The organism is Mesorhizobium sp. M0633, from assembly GCF_040320645.1.
Lineage (GTDB): Bacteria > Pseudomonadota > Alphaproteobacteria > Rhizobiales > Rhizobiaceae > Mesorhizobium.
Genome location: NZ_JAMYQC010000004.1, coordinates 216,495 through 235,100, shown reverse-complemented (window position 1 = coordinate 235,100; position 18,606 = coordinate 216,495). Strand labels below are relative to the sequence as shown.

The window sequence follows — 18,606 nt, the reverse complement described above, 5'->3', positions numbered from 1 at the left end:
GTGCCCGTGAACGACGTTATCCCAGAAGCCTACGTCGATGGGCTTGTAATATTAAACGATGCGCCCGCGTCGGTGCTGCCGATGTCGGTGAATGAGATGCATCTCTACTCCTACCTCGGATGCATCTTCGCCCTGTTCAAGGGCAAGCCCATCGCGGATTGGGGCTACCCCTATTCCATCACTTCCGAAGGCTTTCCTTGGAGCGCGGAATTTGACCACGCACGCGAGACGCTATGCGGAGCTAGTTTGATCGAAGTCGATGACCGCGGGCTGATGACGCCTCGACCGTCGGAGCTTACGGCTGAACTGGATACCATTCTGAGCCTCGGCCCATGGAGCGAGCGCAGGCCTTGGCTCCGCGCAGCCGTGGAATGCGCCCTTGCGCTGCCCATAGGGTCCATCCGCCACGCTGTCAGTCGGTCGCCGGGCGTCGCCTCTTCGTTTTTCCTGGGGCAACGCGGGCGGTTATTGGAGCCCGCAGACGCTACGCTCTTGTACGAGGAATATGAGATCGTCGCCTCTGTTCTCGGCGCAGAGGCGCAGGACGTTCTCTCGCCAGCCGTGATTTGGCTCTCGGCGCGCATCCTCCGGAAGGAGGACGCCGCTGTCTAACTTCAACATCGAGAACATCCAGGCCATAGTAGCCAACGGATACATCCATCACGCGGAGAAAGCGTTTGGTTCCAACGGTGCCAGTGGAATTCGGGCGCTTCTCAACAGCGTGAAGCTCATCTTCCAGCGCTGCCCTCCAGAAAAACTCCCGGGCACGCTGACGGTCGCAGTGGGCATCCAAGCCACGCCGCTCTCGCCGGCAATCGCAACGCTCGGTTCGCCGACTGCCTGTTCCGACTATGCCGATGTAGGTCGTTTCCTCGTCGCGAACCCTCCAGCATCACATGCGTTCGTCGAAATCTCAGCTGATGGTAGTTTCAGGCTGCTCACGCTAACCCAGGACGCCGACCTAAAAGCGCTGGCGCAAGAGGCGTTGATCTATCGGTTCGACGGCAGCGCCGAGCGCATCCTAGCGAAGGATTTCGAGGATTTTGTGCCGTCGATCTCGCCCATGCTGAAGAGCAATTTCGCGACGCCAACGCTGAGCAGCCTGGAGGAGGCCTTCGACTACTACTCGAAGTACGTACTCGAGACGAATTGTCGGCTCCTCAAGGACGTCTGGGAAGGCGGCGTGGACGGACCGCGCTTGGTCCTGGTGAACAAGCCCGAGGCGATGATGCGCGACTCGCTCACGCAAGCCCTAGAGCTTCTTCTCCGTGACGTCACCGTGAAGCCCGAACAGAACACCGACGAGACAAAGCCTGTCGATATCAGAGTGAGCTGGTTCGCTTCGGGCGCGACGGCGTTAATCGAAATCAAATGGCTCGGAAAGGCGACAGCAAAGTCCCAAAACCAAGGGGCCGATCCCACCTATACCGAGTATAGCGCTTCCCGCGCGCAATCGGGAGCAAACCAGTTAGCTGACTATATGGATCGCGAGGTTCGCCATTCGGGAGCCACCGCACCTACAGGGTATCTCGTCGTTTTCGATGCCCGTCGAAAGGGCATTAAGGGAGCGACTGACGCCTTGACCGGGTCCGACGCCATGGCCTTCTCCAATGATGTCATCGCGTTCGATCCTGACCATTCCAAGATGCGAGCGGACTTCGAGCCGCCGATTAGGTTCTTCATGAATCCCAGAAAGTCGTTCTTCAAAGCTGCCTGACATGCTGCTCAGCCAGAGAGACAGACTATCGACCGCGAACGTTGACGAGGGCGCTCACGAATGTTGGCTGCGGGAAGTAGTCTCTCGACCGTTCGCTCAGGATCATCTTAAGTCCTTACGCCTTCTGTTCGGAACATCCGATCTTACCTCACAAACGCCAGAAGCTGCCTGCCTGCTTTCGGCCCCAAATAAACTGCGAGTCGACGAAGAGCGGCATTGAGACGCCCGTCAGCTGGAGGAGTGCAAGAGTGCCTGTCTTGTTCTGCAATGTCTCATGGATGAAGCATTACGCCGGGCGCAGCGTTGACGACCCTCCGCTTGGCGGCGGTGGGTTTCCGCAGACCGAAGGCTACTGCGGCGAAGAGTGCAACTTCGTGCCTGGCGACGACGGCTACATCTACGGCCACTTCGAGACAATCAAGGGAAAGTTGGACCGGCAAGTGCGCATCGAGAACCTTGGGGCCGCAAGGTCGGACGATTTTGTCGACGGCGTGGATATCGTGTGGACGGCCCCGGAAGAGGGCAACGATCCGCGCGTGGTTGTCGGGTGGTATCTCGACGCGCGGCTCTATCGACTTCGCCAGCGCTTCAGTGGCGACGAACCTTCTGTCCAGCATCGCGAAGACGAAATCAGGTCGTTCCGTGTCAGGACACGAGTTGAGAATGCATTCCTGCTGCCACCGAAGCAGCGGACTATGCGGTTGAGCCGCGGCGAAGGGTGGAGCGGCCAGACCAGTTGGTGGTACGCGGAGGAAACAACCAATCGGGAAGCCAGGAAGTTCGTTAGAGAGGTAGTGGCGGTCATCAACGGGCAGCCCGTGCATGCGATGCAGGCTTCGCGCGATGGCCGGCAGGTTGGCCGCGCCGGGCGGGCGGGAGCGGCTGCTTCCGCGGTCTATCGGCGCTACGTCCGGGAATACGAGGTCGAAGTCCACCCCCAGCATGACAAGTTGCACAAGCGGTTCGTTGCGTTTCTTCGCAACCGCCATCCGGAGGTAGAATTCTCCCCGTGCTTTCGCGATGATCTGCGTTACGCGGTCGAAGGCGAGCCGCTTGTGATGGTTGAGATCAAGCCCGCTGATGCGGCCACGGTGCGCTTCGCGATCCGCGCAGCCATTGGCCAGTTGCTCGACTACCGGCAGCATCAAGGGTGGAAGGATCGCCAGATGATCCTCGTCGGTGCGGAAGTAACGCGCACGGATGACCTGCACCTAGCGTTCGACAACGGATTTGGCCTGGCATGGCCCGTTGGCGCAGTTGGTTTCGAGATGCGTTGGCCTGGCAAAACGAAGTAGATCATAGGGAGGCAGGAGGCGAGACCTGAACCTTGCCGCAGGGTTACGGTCATTGAGCTTAGTTGATCGGCGGCTCACTGATATGACTCTCTTGGCTCGTAAGCGAGATGACTGCTTATCGCAATTCACCCCGCAAGCAGACGGTCAACGGCCCTTTCCCGTCAACAGTGCCCCGCAAACGGTAATTGCGCAAGCAATGGCCAACGGTTGGTATGGGGCCGATCGCTGTCCGCGAGTGAATCAAATGGGTTCCATCTTCCTAAGCTCGGCGCCCAAGGTGACATCAACCATTTCCCGGGCATCGAATGCCGACATGCCCGATGCTATTAGATCGTGGATCTCATCTCTCATCCGAAGATGATGCTCTGGATATTTTCGAAGCCCCTGGGGAAGCCTTACTCCACCCCGAAATGCGTGCCTCGCTCCATCACTTGTTTCGAGCCATTCGATGAAGGAGTCGGGGATGAACTGGAACTGTGAAGGTGCCTGCACCAATTGCGGCGTTAGACAATGCCAATGCCCGCGCACCTCTACAACCGAATGGAAGATGAGATCCGAACCGTAGATCAGCCATCCACAAACATGACGGCTCATCCGATCCGGATCATTTGCCGCCTGTGCGAAGCAGTTTACATGGCAATCGTATGGAAGCATGCCAGCGGCCAACAACTGCTCTTCGGGCGGCCGCGTGACAGTGACACGCGGCAGGGCGAGAACCTCCGCAAGGGTGTTCGCCTCCCATTCGGTCGGCGGGAATGCCATTTTCTCGGCATTCCGCAAGGCTAGCTCGCCCAGTTCTTTCTTTCGGAGCGTGTTATTAGCCGTTGTGTCGTTGCCCATGTCGCTGTCGCTCAATCACTAGTTATCAGTTCTGTCCGACCAGGGGGTGCTAATGACGGAGATGGTGTGGGTTACAACTGCCTGCAAGCTGCCGCATGTTCGTCACCTTGCAAAGTCCCATTTGGTGAAGGTTTTCAAACGCGGGCCGAGGTCGGCCCCGCACGCACCCTCGCGCCGCGGCCCGCATCGACAAACCTTCACCAAGGTTGCCAGTCAGCAGCGCGCATTTTGCATTCAAGTGGAATCACTTGGCACCGCAGAAATGCGGCTATGATAAATAGACGGAGCCGGATGCTAGATCAATCTGAACATATCCCGCTCTAGTCGGGACGGCGATAGGCCTGGACTTCGCCCGGTTCGCTCAGGCTCTGCAGGGTGCCGGGTGCGGCGCCGCCGATCCAGCCCAGCACCGAGCGGGCGAGTTCGGCGCCGGCCAGTCGGAAGTTCTCGTTGACGACCAGCAATTCGCTGCGAAACAGGTGCAGAAGCTCCGACGATTGTTTGGACACCACATCGACATCGCGGCCAAGCTTGAGGCCGGCGTCTTCGATGCCGGCGACGATGGCGAGCGTCGCGGCGGCGGCGCTGCTGATGAAACCGTCCGGGCGGCTTTCGCGGCGCATCAGCTGCGCGGTCCGCATTCTGATCTGCTCGATCGAATGATCGATCGAAACGGTGTTGAACGGAATCTCGCTGGCGCCGACCTCGCTCAGCGCATCGGCAAAGCCTGCGAGCGTGTGGCCGTGATAGGTCAGCTCGACCGGCGGCGCCAACAGAGCCAGGCGGCGGCGGCCGAGGCCGGCCAGATGGCGCACTGCCTCGGCTGCGAAAGCGTAATTGTCGAAATCATGGTAGGGATGGATCAGCCCCATATCGGTGCGGCCATGCGTGGCAAAGGGGATGCCGCGCTCCAGCATATAACGGGCCCTCGGATCGTTCGGCTGCGTGCGCGAAATGATGACGCCGTCGGCTGAACCGGTTTCCACGAGGTAGCGGATCGGGTCGAGCGGATCCTGCGAGCGCGAGTAGGGTGTCACGATCAAATGGTAGGGCGTGTCGGCAATGACTTCGGAAACGCCGTAGATGATATCCGAGACAAAGCTCATGATCTCGTGCTCGGTGTTGAGCACCAGGCTGATGACATTGGTCTTGCCGGTGCGCAGGCGGACGCCGGCACGGTTGGGCCGATAACCGATCTGCTTGGCGACAAGCTGGACGCGCCGCCTGGTCTCGGCGCCGATCTCGGGCGCATCCTTCAGCGCGCGCGACACGGTGGTGACGCCCAGCCCGGTCATGAAGGCGAGCGTCTTCAGTGTCGGCCGGCCCTGGCCCGACGCTTCGTCGGCCTTCTCTTTTTGATGCCTGTTCATTCATCCCGCCCCGTCAGGCGCATAACAGTTGCCGGACAGGCCGGCAATCGGCCGGCCGCGCGTTCGCCGCGGGCCCTCACCGAATGAAACCGCTATATACTGAAACGTTACAGATTGTCACGACCATCGCCATATCACTGGTGACAGATGCAGAACGAGCGGTGCTGCAGTCGGTGCAAAACCGTGATTGGAACGGGCTTTTCCGTTTTTTTGGCGTCGCAGCATTCCATTTTGCAGTGCAACCCCTCTTGTTGCGATGCGGTAGGCCGACGCGCCGTGCGATTTTATTCGCGCTTCGAAAAAACTTGATGCCACCTTCGCCTGAGGGGTTGCGCGCCTCAAGCAATTGCCGTATCGAAAATCTGTAACGTTTCAGATTCTGGGAGGAACGAAATGCGATACCAACTCATGACTGCTGCGCTGGCAGTGACGACCGCGCTGCAATTTGCCGGCCCGGCGGCCGCGACGGATCTGGAAGTCACCCATTGGTGGACCTCCGGCGGCGAGGCGGCAGCGGTCGCCGAACTCGCCAAGGCTTTCGACGCAACCGGCAATCACTGGGTTGACGGCGCCATCGCCGGCTCCGGCGGCACGGCGCGGCCGATCATGATCAGCCGCATCACCGGCGGCGACCCGATGGGCGCGACCCAGTTCAATCACGGCCGGCAGGCGGAAGAATTGGTGCAGGCCGGGCTGATGCGCGACCTCACCGATCTCGCCACCAAGGAAAAGTGGACGGAAATCGTGCAGCCGAAGAGCCTGCTCGACGGCTGTACCCTCGACGGCAAGATCTATTGCGTGCCGGTCAATATCCACTCCTGGCAGTGGCTGTGGCTGTCGAACGCGGCCTTCGAAAAAGCCGGCGTGCCGGTGCCGAAGAACTGGAATGAATATGTCGCTGCGGCGCCCGCGCTTGAAAAGGCAGGCATCCAGCCGCTAGCAGTCGGCGGCCAGCCCTGGCAGGCCTCCGGCGCTTTCGACGTGCTGCTCGCGGCGGTCGGCGGCACCGACGCCTTCCTCAAGGTCTACAAGGACAAGGACGCGGAATTCGCCGCCGGGCCCGAGGTCGCCAAGGTCTTCAAGGCCGCGGACGACGCCCGCAAGATGGCCAAGAACACCAATGTGCAGGACTGGAACCAGGCCACCAACCTGGTCATCACCGGCAAGGCCGGCGGCCAGATCATGGGTGACTGGGCGCAGGGCGAGTTCCAGGTTGCCGGCCAGACCGCCGGTAAGGACTATACTTGCCTTCCGGGCCTCGGTCTCAACGAGGTCATCGCCACCGGCGGCGACGCTTTCTACTTCCCGCTGCTGAAGGATCCCGAAAAATCGAAGGCACAGGAAGTGCTGGCCCACACGCTGCTCGATCCCAAGACGCAGGTCGCCTTCAATCTCAAGAAAGGTTCGCTGCCGGTGCGCGGCGACGTCGACCTCAAGGCGGCGAACGACTGCATGAAGAAGGGGCTCGAAATTCTCGCCAAGGGCAATGTCATGCCTTGGACCGACCAGCTGCTTTCGCAGGATACGCAGAAGCAGAAGGAGGATCTTTTCTCCGAGTTCTTCGCCAAGCAGGACATGACCGTGGAAGATGCGCAGAAGCGCTTCGCCGCCATTGTCGGTTCGGCCGATTGAGCGATCGACCGACCGCCTCACTCCCGCCCCTGCAAACGCAGGGTCGGGAGCTCGGGTCAAGGCCTCTTGACCCTCCGGCCCTTACCCGATCCAGCGCGGCTGTGCAGATGAGCAAGAGCGAACGCCCTAGCCAACTCTTTCGCAACCTCAATGCGAAAATCGCCTCGATCCCAATGATCCTCACAGCGCTGGTGATCTTTGTCGGCGGCAGCGCGTGGACGGTGCTTTATTCCTTCACCAGTTCGAAGCTCCTGCCACGGCTGAATTTCGTCGGGCTCGACCAGTACTACCGGCTGTGGTCGGTGCCGCGCTGGCTGGTCTCGATCGAGAACCTGTTGATCTACGGCGTGCTGTCGCTGCTGTTCTCGCTGGTGATCGGCTTCCTGCTTGCCGCCCTGCTCGACCAGAAGATCCGGTTCGAGGACACGTTCCGGACCATTTTCCTCTATCCCTTCGCCCTCTCCTTCATCGTCACCGGCCTCGTCTGGCAGTGGTTGCTCAACCCCGAGTTCGGGATCCAGGGAGTGGTGCGCAGCCTCGGCTGGGAGAGCTTCAGCTTCAATCCGCTCTATGATTCCAGCATCGTCATCTACGGCATATTGATCGCCGCTCTCTGGCAGGGCACCGGGCTCATCATGTGCCTGATGCTGGCCGGCCTGCGCGGCATCGACGAGGATATCTGGAAGGCAGCGCGGGTCGACGGGATACCGACCTGGAAGACCTATCTGTTCATCATTATGCCGATGATGCGGCCGGTCTTCATCACCACGCTCGTCATCATCGCTGCCGGTATCGTCAAGATCTATGACCTGGTTGTCGCCCAGACCAGCGGCGGGCCCGGCATCGCCTCCGAAGTCCCGGCCAAATATGTCTATGACTACATGTTCTTCGCCCAGAACCTCGGTCAGGGGTTCGCCGCCTCGACCATGATGCTGCTGTCGGTGATCATCGTCATCGTGCCGTGGGCCTATCTCGAGTTCGGAGGCAAGAAGCGTGTCTGACCATACCGTTTCATTGCCCGCTATTGGCGGCGCCGGCGGGCTCGAAGCCTACGGGCCGAGCGGACCGAAGCCGCGCCACACGTTCTCGCGCCGCAACATCTTCCTCTACGGCACGCTGATCGTGGTGGCGCTCTACTATCTTTTGCCGCTCTACGTCATGGTGGTGACGTCGCTCAAAGGCATGCCCGAGATACGCCTCGGCAACATCTTCTCGCCGCCGATGGAGATCACCTTCGAGCCTTGGGTCAAGGCCTGGTCGAGCGCCTGCACCGGGCTCAACTGCGACGGGCTGTCGCGTGGCTTCTGGAATTCGGTGCGCATCACGATCCCGTCGGTGATCCTGTCGATCGCGCTCGCCTCGGTGAACGGCTATGCGCTTGCCAACTGGCGCTTCAAAGGTGCCGACACCTTCTTCATCATCCTGATCGTCGGCGCCTTCATCCCCTATCAGGTGATGATCTATCCGATCGTCATCATCCTGCGCGAAGTCGGCCTTTACGGCAGCCTCAGCGGCCTGGTGATCGTCCATTCCATCTTCGGCATGCCGATCCTCACACTGTTGTTCCGCAACTACTTTACCTCCATGCCGGAGGAGCTGTTCCGGGCAGCGCGTGTCGACGGCGCCGGCTTCTGGGGCATTTATTTCCGCATCATGCTGCCGATGTCGCTGCCGATCTTCGTCGTCGCCATCATCCTGCAGGTGACCGGCATCTGGAACGACTTCCTGTTCGGCGTCGTCTACACCCGCCCCGACACCTATCCGATGACGGTGCAGCTCAACAACATCGTCAACTCGGTGCAAGGCGTGAAGGAATACAACGTCAACATGGCAGCCACCATCCTGACCGGCCTGGTGCCGCTGATCGTCTATTTCCTGTCCGGAAAATTGTTTGTGCGCGGCATCGCCGCCGGCGCGGTGAAAGGATGATGGCGATGAACGCAAACGGCAGCATTGCGGCAAACGGCACCAGCGTCTCGATCCAGAACCTGTCGCTGAATTTCGGTGCGATATCGGTGCTGCAGACGCTCAACCTCGATGTCGCCGAAGGCGAATTCATCGTGCTGCTCGGCCCGTCCGGCTGCGGCAAGTCGACCTTGCTCAACTGCATTGCCGGGCTGCTCGACGTTTCCGAAGGCCGCATCTTCATCAAGGGCAAGAACGTCACTTGGGAAGAGCCCAAGGATCGCGGCATCGGCATGGTGTTCCAGTCCTACGCGCTCTATCCGCAGATGACGGTGGAGAAGAACCTGTCGTTCGGGCTGCGCGTTGCCGGCCTCGCCAAGGACGAGATCGCCAAGCGCATCGCCCGGGCCGCCGAGATCCTGCAGATCGAACCGCTTTTGCATCGCAAGCCGGCGGCGCTGTCCGGCGGCCAGCGCCAGCGCGTGGCGATCGGGCGCGCACTTGTGCGTGACGTCGATGTCTTTCTGTTCGACGAACCGCTCTCCAACCTCGACGCCAAGCTGCGCGCGGAGTTGCGCGTCGAAATCAAGCTGCTGCATCGCAAGCTCGAGAACACCATGATCTACGTCACCCACGACCAGATCGAGGCGATGACGCTGGCCGACCGTATCGCGGTGATGAAGGGCGGCGTCATCCAGCAGCTCGATGCGCCGCAGACCATCTATAACCGGCCGGTCAACCGGTTTGTCGCCGGCTTCCTCGGCTCGCCGGCAATGAACTTCCTCGACGGCAGACTGGAGCAAGCGGCAGGCGACTGGCACTTCGTCGCCGAGGATGTGCGGATACCGCTTGCCACCTATGCTTTCGAGAAGGACCCGGTGCCAGGGCCGGCCGTGTTCGGCATCCGCCCCGAGCACGTGGCGTTCAACAGCGGCACGGGATGGCCGTTCGCAGCCACGGCAAATGTCGAGGTCGTCGAGCCCATGGGTTCCGACACGCTGGTCTGGCTGAAGCTCGCCGGCCAGAATTTCACGGTGCGGGTGACAGCCGAGCGCACGCCAAACAACGCCGAGGCGGTCGGCATCGGTTTTGACCCGATGCGCGCCTCGCTTTTCGACGCCGCCACAGGTAACCGCCTCTAGAGCATGATTTAGCCTCCCAAGACTCTCCCACTCCCCAAGACTCTTCCACTCCCGCAAGACTCATCCCCCCCAAAACTAACCATCCACAAGAAAACGGACAGAGACGATGAACTGGTCATTCCAACTTTACAGCGCCCGCAATTTCCAGCCCTGGGAGGGCGTGCTCAAGATGCTGGGGGAGCTTGGTTACAGCCAAGTCGAAGGGTTCGGCGGCGTCTATGACGATCCCAAGGCGTTCCGGGCCGAACTCGACAAGAACGGCCTTGCCATGCCGACCGGGCATTTCTCGATCGACGCGCTCGAGAAGGATTTCGACGGCGTGCGCAGGACGGCCGACGCGCTCGGCATCACGCTGCTCATCTGCCCGTTCCTGAACGCCGAGTTCAGACCGGCCGACACAGCCGGCTGGCGCGGCTTCGGCGAACGCCTGGCCAAGGTCGGCGAGACGGCCAGGAAAGCCGGCTATGGCTTTGCCTGGCACAACCATGATTTCGAGTTCAAGGCGCTTGCCGACGGCTCGGTGCCGCAGGACCATATCCTGTCCTCCGCGCCCGACATCGGCTGGGAGATGGACGTCGCCTGGGTGGTGCGCGGCGGCGTCGATCCGCTGCCCTGGATCGAGAAGCACGGCAAGCGCATCGTCGCCGTCCATGTCAAGGACTTGGCCAAGCCGGGCGAGGGCCTCGACGAGGACGGCTGGTCGGATGTCGGCCACGGCACCATCGACTGGCCCGGCCTGATCAAGGCGCTGCGCGCCAAAAGCGCCGCAAAATACTACGTCATGGAACAGGACAATCCCAACGATATCGAGCGCTTCGCCCGCCGCTCGATCGCAGCCGCCAAGACCTATTAGGAGCACACCAGCATGGCAACAAAACTTGGCATTGGCGTTATCGGCTGCGGCAACATCTCGAAGGCGTATTTCTCGCTGGCGCCGCTGTTTCGCGGCATCGAGATGCGCGCCTGCGCCGACATCAACATGGAAGCGGCGAAAGCGCGGGCAAAAGAGTTCAAACTGCGCGCCGAGACCGTCGAGGGGCTGCTCAAGGCCGACGATATCGACATCATCGTCAACCTGACCATTCCGGCGGTGCATTACGAGGTGTCGAAGCAGATCCTCGACGCCGGCAAGCACGTCTATTCGGAGAAGCCCTTCGTGCTGTCGGTCAAGGAAGGGCTCGACCTGAAAAAACGGGCGGAAAGCAAGGGGCTGCGCATCGGTTCGGCCCCCGACACCTTCCTCGGCGGCGCGCACCAGCTTGTCCGCGACCTGATCGACACCGGCAGGCTCGGCAGAATCACCAGCGGCACCTGTCATGTGATGAGCCATGGCATGGAGCACTGGCATCCCAATCCGGACTTCTTCTTCCAGCCGGGCGCCGGGCCGGTGCTCGACATCGGACCCTATTACATCACCAACCTGATCCAGCTGATCGGGGCGGTGAAGCGGGTCGCCGCCTTCGCTTCGATCCCGATGACGGAACGCATCATCAGCTCGAAGCCGCGCGCCGGTGAAAAGATCCCGGTCTCCACGCCGACGACGATCCACGGCGTGCTGGAATTCGAGAACGGCGCCATGGTGACGCTCAACACCAGCTGGGATGTCTGGAGCCATGGCCACGCGCCGATGGAACTCTATGGCGAGGCGGGCACGGTGTTCGTGCCGGATCCGAACTTCTTCGGCGGCGAAGTGCGCTACACCGAAGCCGCCAAACCGGTGAAGAAGCTGCGGAAATGGCCGCATCCGTTCGGCGTGCCTAACGAGATGCATTCGCAAGGCATGATGGCCAACTACCGCACCGCCGGTTTGGCCGACATGGCGATCGCGATCAGGGAAGGTCGGCCGCACCGCTGCTCGATGGAACTGGCGCTGCATGCCGTCGACGTCATGACCGGCCTGTTGCGTTCGGGCGAGACCGGAAAGTTCGTCGCCATGCAGACCAGCTGCGAGCGGCCCGCGGCACTCGGCGTCAAGGCGGCGAAGGAGCTGCTGGCGAAGAAGAAAACCAAGTAGGCGGCGCGCCTCCCAAGCACCGCAAAAAGCCTCTCCCCGTTTGCGCGGGGAGAGGCTAAGGGTGGCAAGTTCGACTGCCCCACTGTCGCTGCGGCAGCCGTCGGGCTCGTTTCGATTTGAGGATTTCCCATGCCGAATGTCCCCGCCGAAAACCGCTACGAGAAGATGGTCTACAATCGCTGCGGGCGGTCCGGCCTGAAGCTGCCGGCGATCTCGCTTGGGCTGTGGCACAATTTCGGCGACGACACGCCGCATAGAACCAAGCAGGCGATCGCGCGCAGGGCGTTCGATCTCGGCATCACGCATTTCGACCTCGCCAACAATTACGGCCCGCCGCCCGGCTCGGCGGAGCGGGCGTTCGGCGAGATCCTGCGGACGGACTTTGCCGGTTATCGCGACGAGCTGATCATCTCGACCAAGGCCGGCTACGAAATGTGGGCAGGACCTTATGGCGAATGGGGCGGCCGCAAATATGTCCTGGCCAGCCTCGACCAGAGCCTGAAGCGGATGGGGCTCGACTATGTCGACATCTTCTATTCGCACCGCTTCGACCCCGACACCCCGCTGGAGGAAACGATGGGCGCGCTCGATCACGCGGTGCGCTCGGGCAAGGCGCTCTATGCCGGCATTTCCTCCTATAATTCGCAGCGCACCCGCGAGGCCGCCGACATATTGAAGCAGCTCGGCACGCCTTGCGTGATCCATCAGCCGAGCTATTCGATGCTCAACCGCTGGGTCGAGGATGATGGCCTGCTCGATACGCTGGAGGGGCTTGGTGTCGGCTCGATCGTGTTCTCGCCGCTGGCGCAAGGCATGCTGACCGACAAATATCTCGGCGGCATCCCCGATGGCAGCCGCGCCAGCCAGGGCAAGTCGCTGCGCCCGGCATTCATCAACGACAAGTCGATCGCCAATATCGAGGCGCTGAACGTCATCGCCCGTCGCCGCGGCCAGACGCTGGCGCAGATGGCGCTGGCCTGGGTGCTGCGCCGGGGCAGGGTGACGTCGGCGCTGATCGGCGCCAGCCGGCCGGAACAGGTCGAGGATTGCGTCGGCGCGCTTGAGGCGCTCGACTTCAGCGATGCCGAGCTCGCCGAGATCGACACCTTTGCCCGCGAGTCGGACATCAATCTCTGGGCGGCATCGGCCGAGCGCAAGGGGCCGCCGAGGAAGTAGGCGACGACGGCATCTGGTCGCCGAATGAAGGCTTAGATACGCATTCTAAGGAAGGTCGTTACGATCGATTCGGGGTTAGGCCATGAATCAGGAAATCCGGCTTTTTGGCGCCATTGCGGTCCGCCCCGCCGTCGTTGCGCTCATACCTCGGTTCGAAGCGGCCACGGGATTCACAGTTGTGGTCAGGTGGGAGCTCAATCCGACAGTAAAGAAGCAGATTGAAGCTGGGGAAGGTTTTGACCTCGTCATCACCAATCCGGACCTGGTTCAGGATCTGACTGCCTCGGGAAAGGTCAAGGAGGGGACCCAGGTGGCGTTTGGCCGGATAGCAATGGGGGTGGCAGCCAAGGCAGGCAGTCGACCGCTCGACATCGGGTCCGTGGATGCATTCGAACAGGCGTTGAAGAGCGCCAGATCGATCGCCTACGCCAGTGAAGGAACCAGCGGTGGCTACTTCTCCGGTTTGCTGGAACGTTTGGGGATAGCGGATGAGGTGAAGCCCAAGCTGGTGGCCATACCAGGAGGGCAGACAGCGTCGGCAGTAGGCCGTGGGGAAGCCGAGTTGGGGGTCGTTCCCGTGACTTCGATTCTCGCGGCCGCTCCCGAGGTCATGCTTGTCGGTCGGTTTCCGGAAGAACTCCAAAGTTACGTCGACTTCGCCATTGGCATCAGCGCCGATTCGACGGACGCAGAAGCGGCCAAGCAGCTGTCGGAATTTCTGATGTCGGCAGCCGTTGATGACATCCTGGCGGCAAAGGGTGTCGAGCGCCGCTAAAAGCGTGCTTGATAAGCAGCGCTGGGAATCCCCTTCTCAAACACGCTCTAACTTTCGGCTGCCTTGAGGTTCCGCGCGGCTTCCTCGAGCGTCGCTCTGTCGTTGCCAAGCCTGTCGATCAGCTCTTGCGCCTGATCACCGGTTATCCCGGTGCGCATCGCCAGTGCCTCGACCGTCAGAACGTCGGAACTGGCGATCGTTCCAGTGGGACCGTGCTCGGCCGCGCCATCATCTGCCGGCACCGTTGTCGCGTCGTCGAGGTCAAGCTCATGTTTCGCCTGCTGCCAATGACGCTCATGTGCGCCGTGCGGGCGGCCCTCGCGCACCCAGATTTCATAGGCTCGCTGCCGAATTTTTTCATGCCGATCGTCGTCCATGGCGGTTCCTCCCTTGTGGCGTTTTCACCAACGCGGGGAGCGCCGGAACGATCCGATGTTGATGCCGAATTCGCAGACATGCCGGACAAAAGCCGGTTTCTCACCGAACAAACACCGGACATACGCGTTTTGCGGAGGAACCTGCACAGTGGGCCGGCCGTTGAGCCGAGCCTGAGCAAAGGAGATTACAATGGCCGACGAACCGAACGAATCCGCAGCACCGAAGATGACTCAACGTGAAGCTCAGGAAGCCCTGGAGAAGCAGGTCGCGCAGCTGAGGCGCGAGATCAACAAGATCAACCGAACCTTGGCCGAACGCGCGGAAGAGGCGATTGAGGACGCCGGCGATTGGTATGGCAACGCTGCTGAGCGCGCCTCGCGGACGGCACAAGCCCTGCGCAACAGGGCGCAGACAGTGTCCGGGGTTGTCCAGGAGAATCCCGGCACAATATCGTCCGCCTTCATACTCGGAGCGGCCGTAGGGGCGCTACTGGGCCTCGCCTTGGCCGCCACAGACCAGCGCCGCGATCGCTGGTTCTAGTCCCGATCTAAGGTTCCGGGCAGAAACGGCGGGATTGCTCCCGCCGTCATTCAGCAAATGACACCGGTCAGGGCGTGGCGGGCTTCTGCGCCGTGCCGAGGGCCGCCTTGGGCGCTGCCGGCGCGGGAGCTGCCGTCTTCATCTTCTCCTCGATCCAGCCGGTGTAATTCGCCAGCCGCGTGTAGATGCCGTAGGCGTTCTTGTGGCCGCAGGCGGTGCTGCCGTCGGCCGGACCTTCGCCCCAGCTGACGACGCCGACCTGCACCGGACCATCGGCGCCGATCATGAACAGCGGTCCGCCGCTGTCGCCGTTGCAGGCGTCGCGCTCGCCGCTTGCGGTGCCGGCGCAGATCATGTTGCCGGTCAGCGGATCGGCCATGTCAGCTGCAATCGCGTTGGAGGCCGCCTCGATGCCCCTTTCCGAGTAACGCATGCGGCGGGCGAGCTCGCCGAGCGCTGCCTTCAAATCATGCGCATAAATCGCCTTGATGCCACTGTTGCAGGTTGCGTTCGGCTGGAGGTCCAGGTCGGCGACCATCAGCGCGGTGGGAAACGTTCCGTCCTGCATCTTGCCCCAACCGGTGACCGTCGTCTTACCGGTGTCCGGTGTCGGCTCACGGGCAATTTTGATGGTCGGGGCATCGGCCGGCGCGGCCAGCCGGATCAAGCCGAGATCGTTGTCCAGCGTCTGCTCGCTATAGCCCTCGTTGACGATGATCTCTGCCGCCTTGTAGCGCTTGCCCTCGCTGAGATCGGTGGCGCCGGTGAGCACGGTGACCACATCAGGCGAAATCGGCCCGCCGTCGTCATTGAGGCAGTGCGCCGCCGTCAGCACCCATTGCGGCGCGATCAGGCTGCCGCCGCAGAACTGCGCATTCGCCTGCGAGGCCGGGCTTTTGTCCAGTCTGTTGGTGGTCAACAATGCCACCTGGAACGGGTAAGCGCCCTTCTCGGCCTCTTTGCCGCCGTAGACGCGATCGGCGCCGTCGGGATTCTCCACCCTGGCCTTTGCCCTGGCCTCGGCCACGCGTTTCATCGGCGAGATCGCCGCCTCCGGCCGGGCGGCCGCGTCTCCGGCATGAACGGAATTGACGGCCGGCACGGCCGCCGCGATGCCGAGCAGCGCGGCGGCGGCAATCGGTCTGAACCTATGGATGATCTTCACCTCGAACCCCCTGAGACGATGTTCCCGACAGGTCAGTCGCCGACGCATGATCCACTGAAATGGAACCGGCCGGTGAGATCATGCTCCACGGCGAAGCACGATCCGTCACAAAGCCGAGTACCATTTCTGCTAGTCGTGCTGTCGAGCCAAACCCGCCCAAAATCCTATAGCCCTCCACGGGCTATGTGGAAGCAATTTGTCGTTGCCAATGTTGGATTATTTTAGGCAGTATACCGTTGCAGGCTTTTTTGGCGGGGACCTAAACTGGCTGCACTGAATAATGGCCCGGTAAAGACACCGGTAACTAATTTCATTTTTCTGCGCCACCACGATCTCGACAATATTTCTGTATCTTGATCCAGTCCTTGCTGACTTTTGGGAGAGTCTCACCATGACAAAACTGACACAGTGCATTATTGCGTCCGCGTTGCTTTCCACCGCAATGTGGGCGGTTCCTGCCTTGGCTGCCGAGCCAGGTTCCGCCAATGCCGGCAACGGCGAAAGCATGCGGGATGTGACATCGGGCGATTACAAGCCTGGCCGGGCGAAACCGATCGCCCCGCCGAAACTGACCGAGGACGAGGCCAACCGCGCCGCGCCGCTCACCGACGGAGCAACGGCCGTCAAATCCTATGGCATCGTCGGCCGCTCCGCCGATGGCAAGGACATCAAGATCGATCCGAACGAGACGCTGAAGGACCTTGTCATCAAGGAAATGAACGCGCCCGCCGAGGGACAGAAGTCCGAGAATTCCGGGCTGAGCGGAGGCGAAGAGGCCGGCCGCCAGGTGTTCGGGACGGACGACCGCGAGCAGATCAAGAACACCAAAACCTACCCGTTCACGGCGATCGGCTATCTCGAAGGCAAATCGAAGAGCGGCAGCTATGGCAGCTGCTCGGCGACGCTGATCGGCCCGCGCACGGTGCTCACCGCGGCGCACTGCCTCTACAGCCACGAAGACAAGGCCTGGCTGGACGATATCCTGTTCGTCCCGGCTCTCAATGGCAAGACCGCCGACGACGCACCGTTCGGCGCCTTCACCTATGAAAGCGCCTATATCGTCCAGGGCTTCATCGACAATTACCAGGGCTTTTACGGCTCGGTCGTGCCATGGGATCTCGGCATCGTCACCTTGAAGCAGGATGTCGGCACCAACCTCGGCTGGCTGGGCTATGCCAATTATGTGGATCTCGGCGATTTCACCGCCAACATCGTCGGCTATCCCGGCGACAAGCCGATGGGCACGATGTGGAAGGCGACCTGCGAAGTGCTCGCCGAACACATCGCCACCGAGTATTTCCAGTACGACTGCGACACCTATCCAGGATCGAGCGGCAGCTCGGTCTATGCCTACGACAATGGCTCCAAGCAGCGCGTCATCACCGGCGTGAACGTGGCCGAGAGCCCGGATGCCAACACAGCCGTGCGTCTGAACGCCATCAACGTCCAGTGGATCAACAGCCTGTACAAATAGGCCTGCAGAGTTTCCGCCGCGATCGTCGCGGAAAACCGGCCGGCGGCGGAGCATTTCCGTCGCCGGCTTTCGCATTTTCGGGAATTATCTGGACTGGGCCGAGGGTGGCGCCTGGCGGACATAGTTCTCGATCGGCTGCGCGAAAGTCGGTGAACCGGCCTTGCGCTCCTTGTCGATATAGCCGGCAAAATAGCTCCAGAAGGAAGCGGCATAGTCGCGGAAATAGGAGTCGGCGACCTGACGCGAGCACAGCCTGCCTTCGACGCAGAAGGAAAGGCGGTTGAGGAAATAGACGATGCGGTCGAAATTGTCGCTGAACTCGGCCAGCGGCATGTCGCCGCCGGTTGCGCTCATCGCTTCGATGCCGATGCGCTGTCTGAACACCTGTTCCTCGGTCGGCGTCGGATTGGCACTGAGCAGATTGCCGTATTTGGCGTTGAGCGCCGCCAGGCGTTGCTTGAGGGCCCGTTGCGCCTGCTGGTAATCCTTGCTTTCCCAGAGCTCGACCAGCGACATCGTTTGCTCGACGCGCTTCTGCTCCTGGTTCGCCAGGAACTGGTAGACCGAAAAGATCAAGGTGAAGATGATCGCCAGGCGCACCAGCAATCCGGACCAGGCATAGACGAGCATGCGCCAGTCGCGATCGGTGAATGGGTTCGCCTCCTTCTTGACCTCGTGATTGCTCACCCACGGCAGGCCTTCGACGGTTTCCGGCAGCGACACCGGCTTCTTTTGCGGTACCGGCGCTGTCACTGCCTGCTGCGTTGCGTTGCCCCCCGCTTTCGTCATCCGCAGCTGTCCAGTTCTATGGTGGCGGACGGGTCGAGCACGATGCCCGGCGCCTCCAGCTTCTTCTTCAGGCAATCCAGCTGCGCCCGCGAAACGATGAACTGCACGTCAGGCGCCACCTGCGCCTTGCCCGGCGACGGCAATGGTTCGACCACGCCGCGTGAGGTGCAACTGCTGAGATCGACGACAACGGCGGCGTTGCCGGTTTTGGCGATCTGGTCGTACTGGTCGAGAAAGCAACTCGCCAGTTCGGAATTGATGACGACCTCCTTGGCGCAGAGGCCGCAAGCCTCGTCCGCCGAAGCATTGGCGGCCAGCAACAGCCCGGCGACAAGGCCGGCGGTTGTTGCGCGCCACGAAAATACGATCCTGTTCACGAACGCCCTCATCCGTT

Annotated in this window: 19 protein-coding genes; 13 read left to right on the top strand and 6 right to left on the bottom strand. The window is 61.5% G+C overall.

What is annotated here, in order from left to right:
* Positions 1-6: 6 nt before the first annotated feature.
* The 3 genes from NKI47_RS06225 to NKI47_RS06215 all read left to right on the top strand — a co-directional run bounded on the left by NKI47_RS06225 (position 7) and on the right by NKI47_RS06215 (position 3,012).
* Positions 7-612, top strand: a complete 606-nt coding sequence (locus NKI47_RS06225; protein WP_352588412.1) for a hypothetical protein — start codon at positions 7-9, stop codon at positions 610-612.
* 109 nt (positions 613-721) lie between these two features.
* Positions 722-1,717, top strand: a complete 996-nt coding sequence (locus NKI47_RS06220) for a hypothetical protein (protein WP_352588409.1) — start codon at positions 722-724, stop codon at positions 1,715-1,717.
* 248 nt (positions 1,718-1,965) lie between these two features.
* Positions 1,966-3,012, top strand: coding sequence for a hypothetical protein (locus tag NKI47_RS06215; protein ID WP_352588406.1), 1,047 nt, complete (start codon positions 1,966-1,968; stop codon positions 3,010-3,012).
* A gap of 240 nt (positions 3,013-3,252) precedes the next feature.
* Here the strand turns inward: NKI47_RS06215 and NKI47_RS06210 are convergent, their stop codons facing one another.
* Positions 3,253-3,867: a hypothetical protein gene (locus NKI47_RS06210; RefSeq protein ID WP_352588403.1), complete on the bottom strand. Its 615-nt coding sequence runs from the start codon at positions 3,865-3,867 to the stop codon at positions 3,253-3,255.
* Between the two features lie 305 nt (positions 3,868-4,172).
* Complete coding sequence (locus tag NKI47_RS06205) at positions 4,173-5,222, bottom strand: LacI family transcriptional regulator (protein WP_254816774.1); 1,050 nt, start codon at positions 5,220-5,222, stop codon at positions 4,173-4,175.
* A gap of 393 nt (positions 5,223-5,615) precedes the next feature.
* Between NKI47_RS06205 and NKI47_RS06200 the strand changes: the two genes are divergently transcribed.
* The 8 genes from NKI47_RS06200 to NKI47_RS06165 all read left to right on the top strand — a co-directional run bounded on the left by NKI47_RS06200 (position 5,616) and on the right by NKI47_RS06165 (position 13,866).
* The gene (locus NKI47_RS06200) at positions 5,616-6,854 is read left to right on the top strand and encodes an ABC transporter substrate-binding protein (RefSeq protein WP_023675220.1); all 1,239 of its coding nucleotides are present in this window, start codon (positions 5,616-5,618) and stop codon (positions 6,852-6,854) included.
* A gap of 107 nt (positions 6,855-6,961) precedes the next feature.
* On the top strand, positions 6,962-7,855 hold the full coding sequence (locus NKI47_RS06195) for a carbohydrate ABC transporter permease (protein ID WP_352588400.1): 894 nt from the start codon (positions 6,962-6,964) through the stop codon (positions 7,853-7,855).
* Complete coding sequence (locus NKI47_RS06190) at positions 7,848-8,783, top strand: carbohydrate ABC transporter permease (protein ID WP_352588397.1); 936 nt, start codon at positions 7,848-7,850, stop codon at positions 8,781-8,783. Before NKI47_RS06195 ends, NKI47_RS06190 begins: the two co-directional genes overlap by 8 nt.
* Before the next feature lie 5 nt (positions 8,784-8,788).
* Positions 8,789-9,901 (top strand): ABC transporter ATP-binding protein, encoded by a 1,113-nt coding sequence (locus NKI47_RS06185; RefSeq protein ID WP_352448362.1) that lies wholly within the window; start codon positions 8,789-8,791, stop codon positions 9,899-9,901.
* 106 nt (positions 9,902-10,007) lie between these two features.
* Positions 10,008-10,754: a sugar phosphate isomerase/epimerase family protein gene (locus NKI47_RS06180; RefSeq protein ID WP_023675224.1), complete on the top strand. Its 747-nt coding sequence runs from the start codon at positions 10,008-10,010 to the stop codon at positions 10,752-10,754.
* A 12-nt stretch (positions 10,755-10,766) separates the two neighbouring features.
* Positions 10,767-11,915 carry a Gfo/Idh/MocA family protein gene (locus tag NKI47_RS06175; protein WP_023675225.1) on the top strand — a complete coding sequence of 383 codons (1,149 nt, stop codon included), beginning with the start codon at positions 10,767-10,769 and terminating at the stop codon, positions 11,913-11,915.
* A 129-nt stretch (positions 11,916-12,044) separates the two neighbouring features.
* Positions 12,045-13,091: an L-glyceraldehyde 3-phosphate reductase gene (gene mgrA, locus NKI47_RS06170; protein WP_352588394.1), complete on the top strand. Its 1,047-nt coding sequence runs from the start codon at positions 12,045-12,047 to the stop codon at positions 13,089-13,091.
* An 82-nt stretch (positions 13,092-13,173) separates the two neighbouring features.
* The gene (locus NKI47_RS06165; RefSeq protein ID WP_352588391.1) at positions 13,174-13,866 is read left to right on the top strand and encodes a molybdate ABC transporter substrate-binding protein; all 693 of its coding nucleotides are present in this window, start codon (positions 13,174-13,176) and stop codon (positions 13,864-13,866) included.
* A gap of 47 nt (positions 13,867-13,913) precedes the next feature.
* On the opposite strand, the gene NKI47_RS06160 is transcribed toward NKI47_RS06165, so the two are convergent.
* Positions 13,914-14,243 carry a DUF2934 domain-containing protein gene (locus NKI47_RS06160; protein WP_352568256.1) on the bottom strand — a complete coding sequence of 110 codons (330 nt, stop codon included), beginning with the start codon at positions 14,241-14,243 and terminating at the stop codon, positions 13,914-13,916.
* A gap of 190 nt (positions 14,244-14,433) precedes the next feature.
* Between NKI47_RS06160 and NKI47_RS06155 the strand changes: the two genes are divergently transcribed.
* On the top strand, positions 14,434-14,784 hold the full coding sequence (locus NKI47_RS06155; protein ID WP_023675228.1) for a hypothetical protein: 351 nt from the start codon (positions 14,434-14,436) through the stop codon (positions 14,782-14,784).
* Between the two features lie 67 nt (positions 14,785-14,851).
* Here the strand turns inward: NKI47_RS06155 and NKI47_RS06150 are convergent, their stop codons facing one another.
* The gene (locus tag NKI47_RS06150; protein ID WP_352588388.1) at positions 14,852-15,949 is read right to left on the bottom strand and encodes a S1 family serine peptidase; all 1,098 of its coding nucleotides are present in this window, start codon (positions 15,947-15,949) and stop codon (positions 14,852-14,854) included.
* Positions 15,950-16,340: 391 nt separating this feature from the next.
* Here NKI47_RS06150 and NKI47_RS06145 point away from each other — a divergent pair, with 391 nt between their 5' ends.
* Complete coding sequence (locus NKI47_RS06145) at positions 16,341-17,423, top strand: trypsin-like serine peptidase (protein WP_352588385.1); 1,083 nt, start codon at positions 16,341-16,343, stop codon at positions 17,421-17,423.
* A gap of 84 nt (positions 17,424-17,507) precedes the next feature.
* Here the strand turns inward: NKI47_RS06145 and NKI47_RS06140 are convergent, their stop codons facing one another.
* Positions 17,508-18,212 carry a DUF4760 domain-containing protein gene (locus tag NKI47_RS06140; RefSeq protein WP_352588382.1) on the bottom strand — a complete coding sequence of 235 codons (705 nt, stop codon included), beginning with the start codon at positions 18,210-18,212 and terminating at the stop codon, positions 17,508-17,510.
* Complete coding sequence (locus NKI47_RS06135) at positions 18,209-18,589, bottom strand: hypothetical protein (protein WP_031211345.1); 381 nt, start codon at positions 18,587-18,589, stop codon at positions 18,209-18,211. Before NKI47_RS06135 ends, NKI47_RS06140 begins: the two co-directional genes overlap by 4 nt.
* Positions 18,590-18,606 lie beyond the last annotated feature (17 nt).